The following is a 17,598-nucleotide window of genomic DNA, read 5'->3' as shown; positions in this document are numbered from 1 at the left end:
AGTGGAAGAGCCGCCGGCGCTGAAGCCGGAAGGAAAGAGATAAAGGAGTCAACAATATGCTGTCCGATTCCCCACATTCAACGCCTAGACTGAAGCGTCTGGCCGTGCGCACTGCTGCTGTGGCGTGCGCTATCGCCGTCGGCTTCGGCCTGGCAGGCTGCGGATCGAGCACCGCAGGTACCGTTACGCTGGATTTCTTCCAGTTCAAGTCCGAGGCTGCAGACCAGTTCAAATCCATGGTCGCCGACTTCGAAAAGCAGAACCCGACCATCAAGGTCAACATCAACAACTCCGCCAACGCCCAGACCGATCTACGCACCCGCTTCGTCAAGAACCGCGTGCCGGACGTAATCACCTTCAACGGCGACATCAGCTTCGGCAACTTCGCCGCATCCGGTGTTTTCTACGACTTCACCGATGAGCCCATCGTGGATACCCTCAACCCCGGCATGGTGCAGATCGCCAAAAACCTGGTGCAGACCACCGATTCCTCCAAGAAGCGCCTGTATGGTCTGCCCTTTGCCGGCAACGCCTCCGGTTACATCTACAACAAGGCGCTGTTCCGCAAGGTAGGTCTCGACCCGGAGAACCCGCCGACCACGTGGGCCGAGTTCACCGACATGCTCAACACCTTCAAGGACGCCGGCATCAACCCGCTGCAGGGCACAGTGGCCGACGCCTGGACCACCCAGGCCCCGCTCGCCTCGCTGACCGGCACGCTGGTTCCCGAGTCGAAGTACACCGAGCTCAAGCAAGGCAAGACCACGTTCCAGGAACTGTGGAAGACCGCAGTCGAGAAGGAATCCCAGCTCTTCACCTACTCCACTGCGGACACCGGCGTCACCTACCAGCAGGGCACGCAGAACTTCGCCCAAGGCAAGGCCGCGATCATCCCGCTCGGCACCTACGCCATCCCGCAGATCCTGCTGATCAACCCCGATATCGAACTTGGTTTCGCCCAGATGCCGGCCACCGATGACGCCAGCGAGCAGATCCTCACCGCCGGCGACGACGTGATGCTCACCATCGGTGCGAACACCAAGCACCCCAAGGAAGCGATGAAGCTCGTCGAGTTCCTCATGCAGAAGGATCAGCTTGACGCCTACGCCGACGCCCAGTCCGCCATCACGCCGCTGAAGGACACCTACTTCGGCAACGATGCGCTGGAAACCGTGCGCCCGTTCTTCGAGGAAAACCGACTGGCCGACTTCTGCGACCACTACATTCCTTCGTCCATCAACATCGGCGGCTACCTGCAGACCATGGTGACCTCCGGCAACACCGACCGCTTCCTGAACCAGATGCAGACCGAATGGGACAAGGTCCAAGCCAGGACCTTCGAGTGATCGGTAGGAGAGGAGAACATCATGTCACACGCAACTGCAACTAAGACCGCTGCTCCGGCCGCTAAGTCCGCTGCCAAGAAACCCGCCAAGAAGAAGGTTTCCGCCTTCTCCACCCGCAAAGTGGACCCCGCCTATTATTGGATGGCGGTTCCGGCGGCCATCATCTTCGCTTTCTTCCTCTACCTGCCATTTCTTGACGGCGTAAAGTATTCCTTCACCAATTCGCAGGGATACGGCGACTACAAGTTCATCGGCCTGAAGAACTACATCGCTCTCTTTCAAGACAACCGTGTGGGCCACGCCTACCTGTTCACATTCTTCATCGCCATTCTCATCACAGTGCTGATCAATGTGATCGCCCTGTTCCTATCGGTGATGCTGAACTCGAAGATCGCCTTCAAAAACGGCTTCCGTGCCATCTTCTTCATTCCCTACACCCTCTCCGTGCTGGTCATCGGCTACGTGTTCAAGTACATCTTCATGAACCCGTTGCCCGAACTTGGCAAGGCACTCGGCATCAAGTGGCTGTCCACCTCGCTGCTGACCAATGAGCAGCTCAGCTGGATCCCGATCGTTTTCCTCGCCGTCTGGCAGGGCATCGCCTACTCGGTGCTCATCTACCTCGCTGGTCTGCAGACCATCGACGACGAAATCTACGAGGCCGCCGCCATCGACGGCGTCAATCCCTGGCAGAAGTTCTGGAAGATCACCTTCCCGCTGATCGGACCGTTCTTCACCATCAACCTCGTGCTGTCCATGAAGAACGCGCTCGGTACCTTCGATCAGGTCGTCGCCTTGACCGATGGCGGCCCGAACTCCGCCACCGAAACCGTCACCTACCTCATTTGGAAGGGTGGCCTGACCGGTGGCGAGTACGCCTACCAGACCGCGAACGCCGTGCTCTTCTTCATCGTGCTGGCGATTATCGCCTTCGTGCAGCTGCGCATTTCCCGCAGCCAGGAACAAATCTGATTTAGGGGAGGATAAGAAATGACTACTGCAACAGTTGCTCCGTCCAAAGCCGGTAAGCCCGCCAAGTTCCGCAGGGATCACCGCATCAACTGGTGGCTGACCGCCGCTGTGGCAGTGCTGAGCCTGACCATTCTGATCCCGCTCTACTTCACCATCGTCACCGCGCTGAAGACCCCGGCCGAAGCCGGCACCTTCGCTCTGCCCACCTCGTGGCAGTGGCATAACTTCGCCGACGCCTCCGCCAAGGTCAACTACCCGAAGGCCGCGCTCAACTCCGCGATTATCACGGTGGCCGCCGTGGTGCTCACCCTGCTGACCAACACCTTCGTGGCCTACGCCGTGGCCCGCAACATGGATAAGCGCTTCTTCCGCTTCCTGTACTACTTCTTCATCGCCGCCATGTTCGTGCCGTTCCCGGTCGTCATGCTGCCGATTGCGAAGCAGATGGGCTCCCTGCATCTGGACAACCAGGTCGGCCTGATCATCCTGTACACGGTGCTCGGCTTGGGCACGAACCTGTTCATCGCCACGGGCTTCATCCGTTCGATTCCGGTCTCGCTGGAAGAGGCGGCCCGCATCGATGGCGCATCCACGTGGCGCATTTTCTGGACCATCATCTTCCCGCTGATGAGCCCGATTAACGCCACCATCGCCATCCTGACCGCACTGTGGGCCTGGAACGACTTCCTCCTGCCGTTGATCATCCTGACCGACCAGTCGAACCAGACCATCCCGCTCGCCCAGTACGTCTTCAGCTCGCAGTTCGCCACCAACTACCCGATGGCCTTCTCCAGCTACCTGATGGCCATGGCCCCAATCCTCATCGTCTACATCTTCGCCCAAAAGTGGGTCGTTGGTGGTGTGATGAGGGGAGCGGTCAAGTAAAACAGCGCAGGCGCTGCTTTACTTCACCGCGTCGAGCGAGACGAGCCGATTAAGGAAACAGCCCTGTGGGCTGTTTCCCGGCCCGGGCGGCCGGATAGGTCGCGTACTCGCGAGGTCATGTTGGGTCTGGCCGTAGGCCAGTCCTGAATTGCAGGACTCTGTGAAGTAAAGGTCCGCTTCCACCCAAGCCTCCTCCGGCTCTCACCGGAGGAGGCTTTTCTGTCCTGTTGCCATACTGGAAACCGCCACAATAAAGGCGACGGTCGGTTGATGTGGCGGTGGCGCACAAAGGTCATGTGGTTTTGCTCGTTGTGCGAATGAAAAAGTGACGAAACCGTACGGCTTACGGTGCAATTGAGCGCATCTGCTGTGTCGCCGTGCCACTGGCTTGTCCCGGTCCACATATCAACCGTTTGACGCGCGAACCGGGACAGAATCCGCTGTCCCGGTTCGCGGTTTCGGGCGATTTTCACGAACCGGGACAATTTTCATTGTCCCGGTATGAATGTCAATCGTTTTATGTGAAAACCGGGACAACATGTTGATTCCGGGATCGGCTCTATTCCGCCGATTTTGTATTACGGAGCATATGAACTGCGGAGATTGGCTTGTCCCTGTTTGTAAAAAAGGACAAAAATCGCGAACCGGGACAGCGGATTCTGTCCCGGTTCAGACGGCAATCGATTGACATACGAACCGGGCCAACGCCGAAGTCCGGAGCGGTTCCCGAGGCGGGGTTTGCTTGAAATCCGGTGTGCCAGCGAAATCCCCACCAGATTCCCGCAGGCGTGTCAACTAAATCATCTATCCCCGCACCAGTGGGTTCAAGCAGGCAATCCAAGCGCGCCCGAAGTTGCTCTTGCGCGTCGCAATCAGAAGAACCGTTAATATGTGAGCTGCCGCAGGTCAGGTAGATTATGGTGGCGAAGTGGCGGCGGAACAAGCGGGCGAGCTCCTTCATAGGTTCGAGCCTCGAGTGCATCATCCACGAGCACAGGCGATATAGCCACACCCACGCCTCGAACAGGAGCATGAACCCTCTGCCGGGCTCGAAGCCGATCGTGATGTGCGGCTCCCGCCCGTCGCCGTCGGCGTCACGGAAGTCCGCAGACCCGACCCTCCAAGGCGACCGCAGCCGAAGCGCGGCGGTGAACAGGTGAGAGGCATCCATGCCTCCAACCTACCCGACCAACATCACCCCACGGCACAGTCACCCACCACAAACAGCGAAAGGGCCCATATGTTGCTAAATAGCATGTGCAGCTTATGAGAATTGAGCCGTAGCAGTGCCTTCCGGCTCTTTGCAGTTTTTGTTTCCGGCACACCAACGCAGTTCCCCAATGGAAATGTAATTCAGCGCTTTTTAGACTATGAGCAACAGGCAATGTAGACCATAAATAATGGAGGAGCCAACGATGACCACTTCACAACGCACAGTAATTCCAGATTCCATCCGCACCAACGGTGCCACCCCGAATCCATGGTGGTCCAATGCGGTCGTTTACCAGATTTACCCGCGTTCCTTCCAAGACACGAACGGCGATGGTTTCGGAGATCTTAAGGGCATCACATCACGGCTTGATTATCTTGCCGATCTTGGCGTGGATGTGCTCTGGCTCTCTCCGGTCTACAGGTCCCCGCAGGACGACAACGGCTACGACATCTCCGACTACCAGGACATCGACCCCCTGTTCGGCACGCTCGACGATATGGACGAGCTGCTGGCCGAGGCCCACAAGCGCGGGCTCAAGATCGTGATGGATCTTGTTGTCAATCACACTTCCGATGAACACACCTGGTTTGAAGCGTCCAAAAACAAGGATGATGAGCACGCCGACTGGTATTGGTGGCGTCCCGCCCGTCCCGGCACCACTGCCGGCGAGCCCGGTGCCGAGCCCAACCAGTGGGGCTCCTACTTTGGCGGTTCTGCATGGGAGTATTGCCCTGAGCGTGGCGAATACTACCTGCATCAGTTCTCGAAGAAGCAGCCGGACCTCAACTGGGAAAATCCGGCTGTGCGCCGTGCAGTGTACGACATGATGAACTGGTGGCTTGACCGCGGCGTCGATGGCTTCCGCATGGACGTCATCACCCTTATCTCCAAGCGCACGGACCTGTCTGGCAAGCTGCCCGGCGAGTACGGTTCCGAGCTGGAAGATCTGCCCGTGGGTGAGGAAGGCTACTCCGACCCGAATCCGTTCTGTGCGGACGGCCCCCGTCAGGATGAATTCCTGGCTGAAATGCGCCGTGAGGTATTCGAAGGGCGTGACGGCTTCCTGACTGTAGGCGAGGCGCCAGGCGTCACAGCCCAGCGCAACGAATACATCACCGATCCGGCCAATGGCGAGCTGGATATGCTCTTCCTATTCGAGCACGTTGATTTTGACTGCGAAGGCGTCAAATGGAAGCCACTGCCACTTGACCTGCCGAAGCTCAAGAGCATTATGGCCGGTTATCAAGCGGCCGTGAAGAATGCAGGCTGGGCAAGCCTGTTTACTGGTAACCACGACCAGCCTCGCGTCGTTTCTCGTTGGGGTGATGACTCCTCGGAGGAATCTCGTGTGCGTTCGGCCAAGGCACTTGGCCTGATGCTGCACATGCATCGCGGCACCCCGTACATCTATCAGGGCGAAGAGCTAGGCATGACCGACGCCCACTTCACGCGCCTAGACCAGTACCGTGACCTCGAGTCCCTGAACGCTTACCGTCAAAGGGTTGAGGAAGCCAAGGTGCAGTCGCCCGAATCCATGATGGCCGGTATCGCCGCCCGCGGTCGTGACAACTCACGCACACCGATGCAGTGGGATGGCTCCGTCTACGCCGGTTTCACCGCACCTGACGCAGCCGCCGAGCCATGGATTTCCGTGAATCCGAATCATGCCGAGATCAACGCCGCCGGCGAATTCGATGATCCGGATTCGGTGTACTCCTTCTACAAGCGGCTCATCGCTCTGCGCCACGACATGCCTATGGTGGTAGCCGGAGACTGGCAGCTGCTCGACGCGGACGATGCGCATGTGTATGCCTTCACTCGTACCCTCGGTGACGAGAAGTTGTTGGTCGTGGTCAATATGTCCGGGCGAACTGTTGATTTGCCTCGCGAATCCGCCGAACTGTTAGCAGTGGCCGATGGCCTTGCCGAGTCGAACGTGGTGATCAGCACGTATGACGCCGCGCACGCTGTGACCGCTCTTGCCGGCCGTGAGCTTGCACCATGGGAGGGCGTCGTCGTCAGCCTATAAGTGTTGCTAGGCGGTATCTCCGTTTCAAGGGGCTGATTTGGCTTCGCGGGGAGGTCTATCTCCGTTTCAAGGGGTTGGTGCCTGAATAGCCGGGCTCCGAAAACCGCATAATACCGCTGCAAATGATGTGTCATACTCACGCATTGCACGATCAGGCAGCCCCTCGAAGAGGAGATAGACCTCCCCGCGAAGCCAAATCAGCCCCTCGAAAGCTGATTACGAACGGGAATTACCGTAAATGAGCGCTCGTTAGCGAGATAAGCCACTGTTTTCGGTGTCCCCGCGCCATACAATTAAAAGCTATGGAACAAAAGGATGTTTTGAAGGCGCTGCAGCGTGATCATGCAGCCGAACTGAAGTTGGCCGCCAAACGTCTCAAAGGGACTGCCCGTCATACGGAAATTATCCCTTCGCCGGTATTGAGCGAGATGACCGGTCATGAGATTCTCCTGAAGCCGGAAAACCTGCAGGTCACCGGTTCCTTCAAGATTCGCGGCGCGTACAACAAGATCGCATCGCTCACCGAAGAGCAGATCGCCCGTGGCATCGTCACCGCATCCGCAGGCAACCATGCCCAGGGCGTGGCCTATGCGGCCCGTGAGCGTGGTGCGAAGGCCACCATCTGCATGCCGCAGATCACCCCGCCGCTGAAGGTCGATGCCACCAAGGCCTACGGCGCCGATGTGGTGCTGTACGGCGATGTGTTCGACGAATCCGCCGCCCACGCTGCTGAGCTCGCCGACAAGGAAGGCATGATTTACGTGCCGCCGTTCGACGATTACGAAGTCATCTGCGGCCAAGGCACCATTGGTCTGGAGATCCTCGAAGACGTGCCGAACGTCACTGACGTGGTCGTGCCGCTCGGTGGCGGTGGCCTGGGTGCCGGCGTGGCGCTCGCCATCAAGACATTCAAGCCTGAAGTGCGCGTAATCGGTGCGATTCCGGAGGGCTCCCCGGCATGGAAGGACTCGCTGGCCGCGGGTCGTGTGTCTCCGGCTGACCATGTGGTTACCTCCGCCGAAGGTGTTGCAGTCAAGCACCCCGGCGACCTGCCCTTCGCTCTGATCAACGAGTTCCTGGACGATCTGGTCACCGTCACCGAGCGTGACATCAACGAAATGATTCTGCTCATGCTCGAGAAGCACAAGCTGGTGGTCGAGGCGGCCGGCGCCGTTTCGCTGGCTGCGCTGGAACACCTGAACCTGCGTTCGCGCAAGTTCGCCGCCGCCACCGGCCCGCACGTGGTGGTGCCGATTATGTCCGGCGGCAACATCGACACCGTGACCATGGGTGCGGTGATTCAGAAAGGTATGATTGCCCGCGGCCGCATCATGAACTTCGAGGTCGAGCTGCCGGATACTCCGGGTCAGCTCGTCAAGGTGGCCACCCTGCTTGCCGAGCAGCGCGCCAACGTCATTCAGCTTGATCACGACCAGTTCAAGGCATCCGGCCACTACACCAACGCGGTGTCTCTCGGCGTCACGGTCGAGACCAACGGCCCCGAGCACATCGACCGCATCCTCGCGGCACTCAGGGAAGCCGGATTCCAGCCCAAGCGCATCTACTGATTCCAATACCGCTGGCGGGAGGCCGCGCAGAAGTGTGTTCCAATACCTCCCGCTAGCGGGAGGTGGCGCGAAAGCGCCGGTGGGTGGTTAAGCCAATCATCGGTTGCTTAACCCACCTACCGGCGCTTTCGTTATGCTGAGGGCTACTTGTTCTCCGCAATCGTCTCGTCCACCAACTTCGGCAGGGCAGCGGCGATATCCTCATGAATCAAGCGGCTCGCAAGATGGTCATATTGCGTGTGACCCATATTCATAATGGTGATGGGCACGCCCGCCTGCGCGGCCACCGGCACAATGCTCGCCGCCGGGTACACCTCAAGGGTCGATCCGATTACCCATAGTTCGTCGGCTTTGGTGGCCAGGCTGTACGACTTCTCCATCGCTCCGTCCGGCAGCGCCTCACCGAAATACACCACATCGGTTTTAATAATGCCATTGCATGGCATATCGCCACGATACTTCAGTTTGCGATGGCAATGTGGATCGGGTTCTTCATCCAAACGGGCCATGATGTCCGCCGTGGCATATTCCTGATGGCACTTCATGCAATGCGAGGTGCCGATAGTGCCGTGCAGGTTCACGATGACGTTGTCGCTGTTGCCGGCCTTCTCATGCAGTGCATCGAAGTTCTGCGTGGCCAGCAGCGTCAACATGCCGGCTTGTTCCAGCTTGACCAGCGCCTTATGCGCAGTGCCGGGCTGCGCATTCCATACTGGCGATTCCTTTTGCCAGCGCCAGGAGTACTCGCGGTCCTCTTTGTTGCGCAGGAACAGATCGATGTCGTAAACGCTCATTTGGTCAGGATGCTTGGTCCACACACCGTCCGGACCGCGGAAATCAGGGATGCCGGCGGACGTGGAAATGCCCGCCCCGGTTAATACAGCAATCTTCTTGGTCATAACCACAGGTATACCCGCGATTCATGAACGAAATCCGATGACGGAGCGCTGTCATGTGCCGATTGTGCGCCGGCAGTGTGGTTGCCGAGAGATGAACGCAGGGCCGACTAGCTGAAAACTCTCGCGACACGCCAGCCGCATAGTGGATTTGATGCTTTTCAGAAACATTTGAGGAGTTAACCTAGCCTCATCAGAGCAAAGTGGGCTCTGTGCGACACGCCGAGGGAACCGCGCTATTCCGCCGATTCCTTAGGTTCTTGCGCGCTTCGATTTGCGTGTGTTCGTGTGTTCGTGTAAGTTATTCACCTGTTGCCGCTCAGCGCGGCGGGTTCCTTCCTCTGGTTGGTTTTCCGTCTTGCTGGTGTGGTGGTGGTTTGAGAACTCAAGAGCGTGTTTGTACTACTTCTTTATAGTCAATGATTGCCAGTTCATTCCTCGCCTGATCGCCTGTCGTGGTGGTCGGGTACCCGGGAGGGTTTGATGAGGGGTGAGGTTTTTTGAGGGCGTCCTTCCTTAAGGACGTGCTCGTCAATTTTTGTTTTGAGAGTCATCTGTCGATGTCTCTTCGCATTCTTTTTGTGGAGGGTTCGATTCTGGCTCAGGATGAACGCTGGCGGCGTGCTTAACACATGCAAGTCGAACGGGATCCATCGGGCTTTGCTTGGTGGTGAGAGTGGCGAACGGGTGAGTAATGCGTGACCGACCTGCCCCATACACCGGAATAGCTCCTGGAAACGGGTGGTAATGCCGGATGTTCCAGTTGATCGCATGGTCTTCTGGGAAAGCTTTCGCGGTATGGGATGGGGTCGCGTCCTATCAGCTTGACGGCGGGGTAACGGCCCACCGTGGCTTCGACGGGTAGCCGGCCTGAGAGGGCGACCGGCCACATTGGGACTGAGATACGGCCCAGACTCCTACGGGAGGCAGCAGTGGGGAATATTGCACAATGGGCGCAAGCCTGATGCAGCGACGCCGCGTGAGGGATGGAGGCCTTCGGGTTGTAAACCTCTTTTATCGGGGAGCAAGCGTGAGTGAGTTTACCCGTTGAATAAGCACCGGCTAACTACGTGCCAGCAGCCGCGGTAATACGTAGGGTGCAAGCGTTATCCGGAATTATTGGGCGTAAAGGGCTCGTAGGCGGTTCGTCGCGTCCGGTGTGAAAGTCCATCGCTTAACGGTGGATCCGCGCCGGGTACGGGCGGGCTTGAGTGCGGTAGGGGAGACTGGAATTCCCGGTGTAACGGTGGAATGTGTAGATATCGGGAAGAACACCAATGGCGAAGGCAGGTCTCTGGGCCGTTACTGACGCTGAGGAGCGAAAGCGTGGGGAGCGAACAGGATTAGATACCCTGGTAGTCCACGCCGTAAACGGTGGATGCTGGATGTGGGGCCCGTTCCACGGGTTCCGTGTCGGAGCTAACGCGTTAAGCATCCCGCCTGGGGAGTACGGCCGCAAGGCTAAAACTCAAAGAAATTGACGGGGGCCCGCACAAGCGGCGGAGCATGCGGATTAATTCGATGCAACGCGAAGAACCTTACCTGGGCTTGACATGTTCCCGACGATCCCAGAGATGGGGTTTCCCTTCGGGGCGGGTTCACAGGTGGTGCATGGTCGTCGTCAGCTCGTGTCGTGAGATGTTGGGTTAAGTCCCGCAACGAGCGCAACCCTCGCCCCGTGTTGCCAGCGGATTGTGCCGGGAACTCACGGGGGACCGCCGGGGTTAACTCGGAGGAAGGTGGGGATGACGTCAGATCATCATGCCCCTTACGTCCAGGGCTTCACGCATGCTACAATGGCCGGTACAACGGGATGCGACGCGGCGACGCGGAGCGGATCCCTGAAAACCGGTCTCAGTTCGGATCGCAGTCTGCAACTCGACTGCGTGAAGGCGGAGTCGCTAGTAATCGCGAATCAGCAACGTCGCGGTGAATGCGTTCCCGGGCCTTGTACACACCGCCCGTCAAGTCATGAAAGTGGGCAGCACCCGAAGCCGGTGGCCTAACCCCTTGTGGGATGGAGCCGTCTAAGGTGAGGCTCGTGATTGGGACTAAGTCGTAACAAGGTAGCCGTACCGGAAGGTGCGGCTGGATCACCTCCTTTCTACGGAGAATACAGGATGCCGTTCGGCGTCCGGTGCGGACCCTCCCGCGCGATGGTCGCGTGTGGACGGGTTGCTGGTGTGGAAGAGATCATGGGCTTTCGGTTCGTCCGTCGTGGGATGTTCCGCGGGGGTGGTGCGGATGCGCTTTTGGGCTCCCGGATCGCCACCCCAGGCTTTTGCCTGGCGCGATTCGATGCCCGTCGTGCCTGCGGGCCGGCCGTGTGCCGGTCTGGTTGGCGTGGCGGTGCGTGGTGGCTTGAGAACTGGATAGTGGACGCGAGCAAAACAATGGTTTTGAATCTTTGTTTTGCTGTTGATTTCGAATCGAACTCTATTGTTCGTTTCGATCGTTTTGTGATCATTTTTAGTGTGATGATTTGTCGTCTGGGAATTTGCTAGAGGAATCTTGCGGCCATGCACCTTCATGGTGTGTGTTGCTTGCAAGGGCGTATGGTGGATGCCTTGGCAGACAGGACCGATGAAGGACGTTTGAGGCTGCGATAAGCCTCGGGGAGCCGCCTACAGGGCTTTGATCCGAGGATTTCCGAATGGGGGAACCCACCGGCCGTCATGGGTCGGTACCGGCTTCGGCCGGGGGGTACGCAGGGAAGTGAAACATCTCAGTACCTGCAGGAAAGGATATTCCGTGAGTAGTGGCGAGCGAAAGCGGATGATGGCCAAACCTTGCGCGTGTGATACCCGTCGGGGGTTGCGTGTGGGGTGTTGCGGGATCGCGTGTGCCGGCTCCGACGGGCCGGCCGGCAGTTGTAGAAAACCATGTGTCAGGGGAACCGGGTTGAATACCGGGCCGCAGAGGGTGAGGGCCCCGTACCTGAACGCGCATGGTCTGCCGATCGCGTCTCCCAAGTAGCACGGGTCCCGTGGAACCCCGTGCGAATCCGCCCGGACCGTCGGGTAAGCCTGAATATTCCTGTCTGACCGATAGCGAACGAGTACCGTGAGGGAAAGGTGAAAAGTACCCCGGGAGGGGAGTGAAACAGTCTCTGAAACCGTGCGCCTACAATCCGTCGGAGCCTCTTTGTGGGGTGACGGCGTGCCTATCGAAAAATGAGTCTGCGAGTCAGTGGCATGTGGCGAGCATAACCCGTGTGGGGTATGCGTAGCGAAGGCGAGTCTTAAAAGGCGTTTAAAGTCGCGTGTCCTGGACCCGAAGCGGGATGATCTAGCCCTGAGCAGGTTGAAGCGCGGGTAAGACCGTGTGGAGGACCGAACCCACCTGGGTTGAAAACCGGGGGGATGACTTGGGGTTAGGGGTGAAAGGCCAATCAAATTCCGTGATAGCTGGTTCTCTCCGAAATGCATTTGGGTGCAGCGTCGGGTCATTGCGTCCCGGGGGTAGAGCTACTGGATGCTTGCGGGCCCGTATCGGGTACCAACAGCAACCAAACTCCGAATACCGGTGACGTGTATCCCGGCAGTGAGTCGGCGGGGGATAAGCTTCGTCGTCGAAAGGGAAACAGCCCAGACCGTCGTCTAAGGTCCCGAAGCGTGTGCTAAGTGGGAAAGGATGTGGAGTCGCATAGACAGCCAGGAGGTTGGCTCAGAAGCAGCCATCCTTGAAAGAGTGCGTAACAGCTCACTGGTCTAGTGGTTCCGCGCCGACAATGTAGCGGGGCTCAAGCACACCACCGAAGACGCGGCAGTATTTTGTACTGGGTAGGAGAGCGTCCCATGAGGGGCGAAGCGGCCGTGTGAACGCGCCGTGGACTTCATGGGAGTGAGAATGCAGACATGAGTAGCGAAAGACGGGTGAAGATCCCGTCCGCTGGATGACCAAGGGTTCCAGGGCCACGTTCATCGTCCCTGGGTGAGTCGGGTCCTAAGGCGAGGCCGACAGGCGTAGTCGAATGGATGAACGGGTCGATATTCCCGTACCGGCTTTCAGCCGCCAGAACCGAGGCTTGGAGTACTAACCTCCGGGTCCGGGCTTGCTTCCCCTTCGGGGGTGGGATGCCTGGGCCTGTTGGGACCGATCCTTGTAGTAGGTCAGCGCAGGAGTGACGCAGAAGGGTAGCCGGCCGCGGAGGTGGTTTTCCGTGGTCAAGCACGCAGCCCGTCCCGTAGGCAAATCCGCGGGGCGTGTGGGCGAGGTGCGATGGTGGGGGCCTTGTGGCCCGATATCCGGTGATCCCGGCTGCCGAGAAAAGCTTCGGCGTGAGGCTCGAAGCCGCCCGTACCCCAAACCGACACTGGTGGTCAGGTAGAGAATACCAAAGCGATCGAGCGAATCCTGGTCAAGGAACTCGGCAAATCACTCCCGTTCCTTCGGTTTAAGGGAGACCCCCGATGGTGAGCCGCCTCGCGCGGGGAGCTTTTGGGGGTGGCACAGACCAGGGGGTAGCGACTGTTTACCAAAAACACAGGTGCATGCGAAGGCGCAAGCCGCTGTATATGCACTGACGCCTGCCCGGTGCCGGAAGGTTAAGAGGATCCGTCAGCCTTCGGGTGAAGCGGTGAATTCAAGCCCCGGTAAACGGCGGTGGTAACTATAACCATCCTAAGGTAGCGAAATTCCTTGTCGGGTAAGTTCCGACCTGCACGAATGGCGTAACGACTTCCCCACTGTCTCGACCAGGAGCTCGGCGAAATTGCAGTACGAGTAAAGATGCTCGTTAAGCGCAGAAGGACGAAAAGACCCCGGGACCTTTACTATACCTTGGTATTGGCATTCGGTGTGGATTGTGTAGCATAGGCGGGAGGCCGAGAGGCATGGTCGCCAGATCGTGCGGAGCCGCAAGGTGAAATACCGCTCTGTTCGCATTGGATGTCTAACCTCGAACAGTGATCCTGTTCAGGGACAGTGCCTGGCGGGTAGTTTAACTGGGGCGGTTGCCTCCCAAAGAGTAACGGAGGCGCCCAAAGGTCCGCTCAGCCCGGTTGGCAATCGGGTGGCGAGTGCAAGTGCACAAGCGGGCTTGACTGCGAGGACGACGGTCCGAGCAGGGACGAAAGTCGGGACTAGTGATCCGGTGCCGGTGTACGGACGCGGCATCGCTCAACGGATAAAAGGTACCCCGGGGATAACAGGCTGATCATTCCCAAGAGTCCATATCGACGGGATGGTTTGGCACCTCGATGTCGGCTCGTCGCATCCTGGGGCTGGAGCAGGTCCCAAGGGTTCGGCTGTTCGCCGATTAAAGCGGCACGCGAGCTGGGTTCAGAACGTCGTGAGACAGTTTGGTCTCTATCCTCTGCGCTCGTTGGAATGTTGAGGAGGCCTGCCCATAGTACGAGAGGACCTGGGTGGACGAACCTCTGGTATGCCGGTTGTCACGCCAGTGGCACGGCCGGTTGGCTACGTTCGGAAGGGATAACCGCTGAAAGCATCTAAGCGGGAAGCCTGCTCCAAGATAAGCATTCCGTGCAGCCTCGGGCTGCTGTAGTCCCCATGCAGAACACGTGGTCGATAGGCCGGACGTGGAAGCCCCGCGAGGGGTGGAGCCGACCGGTACTAACGGACGAAAGGCAACACTATCATTCCCCGATCCGTTCGGGGACCGCATCATCCTCCTGCAAACGACACCAGACGACGATGAGCATTGTCTGGCCACAAGACGAAACATCAACGGCAATCGCGTCCCCTATCCGGTTCCCAGGCCGCCACAGGCCGGCAGACCCCAGCGTCTGACCGTACAAGAGAAGATTTGCGGCGGCCATGGCCCAGGAGAGACGCCCGGTCCCATTCCGAACCCGGAAGCTAAGGCCTGGCACGGCGATGGTACTGCACCCGACAGGGTGTGGGAGAGTAGCACGCCGCCGCATCACACGTACAGGAAGCCCCGATACCTTGAAGGTACCGGGGCTTCCCGCATACCCGAAACCAACCCCGACCCAAACCCACACAGGCACCGGGACCTCCCCGCATACCCGGACACAAACAGGACACCCCGGCACCCACACGGCAACGGGGCCTCCCCATACCCGTGAGACCACGACTGATCTATGCTGCGATGCATGGATTGAATCGGCGACTCTGAATGTGCTGATGCCATTCAGTCGTTGGTCGTGCCAAGGCAAGCAATACGGCAACTGCATCGCTACCAGGCGGTTAATTGGTGCACGACTGGCGAGCATATAGTAATCCGAACATAATGGTCCTTATCGGTGTACTGGATCAATGATGATTCCGATAATTGGCGGTGCATCACATGCGCCGTAAGAGGTAATTCGCGACACGCCCATCGACCAAAATTTTCAATCCATTTTTCGACGATATCTAGTTCTAGACTGAAGATATGGACGTGCGAAACGTCGATTTCGACACGCCGAGCGAAGCCTGTCGTTTCAACGATTTTGGCTTATCTTCGTGCGCCCGATTTGCGCGAGTCTGCGAATGCGTGTAAGTTATTTCCTTGCTGCCGCTCAGCGAGTGGTTCCCTTCGGTGGGGGCTGTGAGGTGGGTGTGTGGTGGTGGTTTGAGAACTCAAGAGCGTGTTTGTACTACTTCTTTATAGTCAATGATTGCCAGTTCATTCCTCGCCTGATCGCCTGTCGTGGTGGTCGGGTACCCGGGAGGGTTTGATGAGGGGTGAGGTTTTTTGAGGGCGTCCTTCCTTAAGGACGTGCTCGTCAATTTTTGTTTTGAGAGTCATCTGTCGATGTCTCTTCGCATTCTTTTTGTGGAGGGTTCGATTCTGGCTCAGGATGAACGCTGGCGGCGTGCTTAACACATGCAAGTCGAACGGGATCCATCGGGCTTTGCTTGGTGGTGAGAGTGGCGAACGGGTGAGTAATGCGTGACCGACCTGCCCCATACACCGGAATAGCTCCTGGAAACGGGTGGTAATGCCGGATGTTCCAGTTGATCGCATGGTCTTCTGGGAAAGCTTTCGCGGTATGGGATGGGGTCGCGTCCTATCAGCTTGACGGCGGGGTAACGGCCCACCGTGGCTTCGACGGGTAGCCGGCCTGAGAGGGCGACCGGCCACATTGGGACTGAGATACGGCCCAGACTCCTACGGGAGGCAGCAGTGGGGAATATTGCACAATGGGCGCAAGCCTGATGCAGCGACGCCGCGTGAGGGATGGAGGCCTTCGGGTTGTAAACCTCTTTTATCGGGGAGCAAGCGTGAGTGAGTTTACCCGTTGAATAAGCACCGGCTAACTACGTGCCAGCAGCCGCGGTAATACGTAGGGTGCAAGCGTTATCCGGAATTATTGGGCGTAAAGGGCTCGTAGGCGGTTCGTCGCGTCCGGTGTGAAAGTCCATCGCTTAACGGTGGATCCGCGCCGGGTACGGGCGGGCTTGAGTGCGGTAGGGGAGACTGGAATTCCCGGTGTAACGGTGGAATGTGTAGATATCGGGAAGAACACCAATGGCGAAGGCAGGTCTCTGGGCCGTTACTGACGCTGAGGAGCGAAAGCGTGGGGAGCGAACAGGATTAGATACCCTGGTAGTCCACGCCGTAAACGGTGGATGCTGGATGTGGGGCCCGTTCCACGGGTTCCGTGTCGGAGCTAACGCGTTAAGCATCCCGCCTGGGGAGTACGGCCGCAAGGCTAAAACTCAAAGAAATTGACGGGGGCCCGCACAAGCGGCGGAGCATGCGGATTAATTCGATGCAACGCGAAGAACCTTACCTGGGCTTGACATGTTCCCGACGATCCCAGAGATGGGGTTTCCCTTCGGGGCGGGTTCACAGGTGGTGCATGGTCGTCGTCAGCTCGTGTCGTGAGATGTTGGGTTAAGTCCCGCAACGAGCGCAACCCTCGCCCCGTGTTGCCAGCGGATTGTGCCGGGAACTCACGGGGGACCGCCGGGGTTAACTCGGAGGAAGGTGGGGATGACGTCAGATCATCATGCCCCTTACGTCCAGGGCTTCACGCATGCTACAATGGCCGGTACAACGGGATGCGACGCGGCGACGCGGAGCGGATCCCTGAAAACCGGTCTCAGTTCGGATCGCAGTCTGCAACTCGACTGCGTGAAGGCGGAGTCGCTAGTAATCGCGAATCAGCAACGTCGCGGTGAATGCGTTCCCGGGCCTTGTACACACCGCCCGTCAAGTCATGAAAGTGGGCAGCACCCGAAGCCGGTGGCCTAACCCCTTGTGGGATGGAGCCGTCTAAGGTGAGGCTCGTGATTGGGACTAAGTCGTAACAAGGTAGCCGTACCGGAAGGTGCGGCTGGATCACCTCCTTTCTACGGAGAATACAGGATGCCGTTCGGCGTCCGGTGCGGACCCTCCCGCGCGATGGTCGCGTGTGGACGGGTTGCTGGTGTGGAAGAGATCATGGGCTTTCGGTTCGTCCGTCGTGGGATGTTCCGCGGGGGTGGTGCGGATGCGCTTTTGGGCTCCCGGATCGCCACCCCAGGCTTTTGCCTGGCGCGATTCGATGCCCGTCGTGCCTGCGGGCCGGCCGTGTGCCGGTCTGGTTGGCGTGGCGGTGCGTGGTGGCTTGAGAACTGGATAGTGGACGCGAGCAAAACAATGGTTTTGAATCTTTGTTTTGCTGTTGATTTCGAATCGAACTCTATTGTTCGTTTCGATCGTTTTGTGATCATTTTTAGTGTGATGATTTGTCGTCTGGGAATTTGCTAGAGGAATCTTGCGGCCATGCAC

Annotated in this window: 8 protein-coding genes and 4 rRNA genes; 11 read left to right on the top strand and 1 reads right to left on the bottom strand. The window is 58.5% G+C overall.

The window, feature by feature from the left end; all coding sequences use genetic code 11:
• The first annotated feature begins 56 nt into the window (after positions 1-56).
• The 5 genes from BLIJ_RS12735 to ilvA all read left to right on the top strand — a co-directional run bounded on the left by BLIJ_RS12735 (position 57) and on the right by ilvA (position 8,013).
• Positions 57-1,346, top strand: coding sequence for an ABC transporter substrate-binding protein (locus tag BLIJ_RS12735; RefSeq protein ID WP_012578674.1), 1,290 nt, complete (start codon positions 57-59; stop codon positions 1,344-1,346).
• 21 nt (positions 1,347-1,367) lie between these two features.
• A complete protein-coding gene (locus tag BLIJ_RS12730) occupies positions 1,368-2,318 on the top strand; it encodes a carbohydrate ABC transporter permease (protein WP_012578673.1) in 951 nt (316 codons plus the stop codon).
• An 18-nt stretch (positions 2,319-2,336) separates the two neighbouring features.
• The gene (locus BLIJ_RS12725) at positions 2,337-3,203 is read left to right on the top strand and encodes a carbohydrate ABC transporter permease (RefSeq protein ID WP_003827791.1); all 867 of its coding nucleotides are present in this window, start codon (positions 2,337-2,339) and stop codon (positions 3,201-3,203) included.
• 1,415 nt (positions 3,204-4,618) lie between these two features.
• The gene (locus tag BLIJ_RS12710) at positions 4,619-6,445 is read left to right on the top strand and encodes a glycoside hydrolase family 13 protein (protein ID WP_014485215.1); all 1,827 of its coding nucleotides are present in this window, start codon (positions 4,619-4,621) and stop codon (positions 6,443-6,445) included.
• Positions 6,446-6,747: 302 nt separating this feature from the next.
• A complete protein-coding gene (gene ilvA, locus BLIJ_RS12705) occupies positions 6,748-8,013 on the top strand; it encodes a threonine ammonia-lyase (RefSeq protein WP_008783028.1) in 1,266 nt (421 codons plus the stop codon).
• Between the two features lie 143 nt (positions 8,014-8,156).
• On the opposite strand, the gene BLIJ_RS12700 is transcribed toward ilvA, so the two are convergent.
• Entirely contained in the window at positions 8,157-8,912 is a 756-nt protein-coding gene (locus BLIJ_RS12700) for an SIR2 family NAD-dependent protein deacylase (protein WP_012578669.1), read from the bottom strand.
• A gap of 575 nt (positions 8,913-9,487) precedes the next feature.
• Between BLIJ_RS12700 and BLIJ_RS12695 the strand changes: the two genes are divergently transcribed.
• The 6 genes from BLIJ_RS12695 to BLIJ_RS14515 all read left to right on the top strand — a co-directional run bounded on the left by BLIJ_RS12695 (position 9,488) and on the right by BLIJ_RS14515 (position 17,577).
• A 16S ribosomal RNA gene (locus tag BLIJ_RS12695) occupies positions 9,488-11,013 on the top strand.
• Positions 11,014-11,092: 79 nt separating this feature from the next.
• Entirely contained in the window at positions 11,093-11,413 is a 321-nt protein-coding gene (locus tag BLIJ_RS14525; RefSeq protein ID WP_126386297.1) for a hypothetical protein, read from the top strand.
• 31 nt (positions 11,414-11,444) lie between these two features.
• A 23S ribosomal RNA gene (locus tag BLIJ_RS12685) occupies positions 11,445-14,510 on the top strand.
• Positions 14,511-14,680: 170 nt separating this feature from the next.
• Positions 14,681-14,797, top strand: a 5S ribosomal RNA gene (gene rrf / locus BLIJ_RS12680).
• 854 nt (positions 14,798-15,651) lie between these two features.
• Positions 15,652-17,177, top strand: a 16S ribosomal RNA gene (locus BLIJ_RS12675).
• Together the 16S, 23S and 5S rRNA genes form the textbook arrangement of a ribosomal RNA operon.
• Before the next feature lie 79 nt (positions 17,178-17,256).
• On the top strand, positions 17,257-17,577 hold the full coding sequence (locus BLIJ_RS14515) for a hypothetical protein (RefSeq protein ID WP_126386297.1): 321 nt from the start codon (positions 17,257-17,259) through the stop codon (positions 17,575-17,577).
• The last annotated feature ends 21 nt before the right edge of the window (positions 17,578-17,598 follow it).

The organism is Bifidobacterium longum subsp. infantis ATCC 15697 = JCM 1222 = DSM 20088, assembly GCF_000269965.1.
Taxonomy (GTDB): domain Bacteria; phylum Actinomycetota; class Actinomycetes; order Actinomycetales; family Bifidobacteriaceae; genus Bifidobacterium; species Bifidobacterium infantis.
Note: the sequence above shows the minus strand (reverse complement) of the source record. Positions and strands in the feature narration are given on the sequence as shown.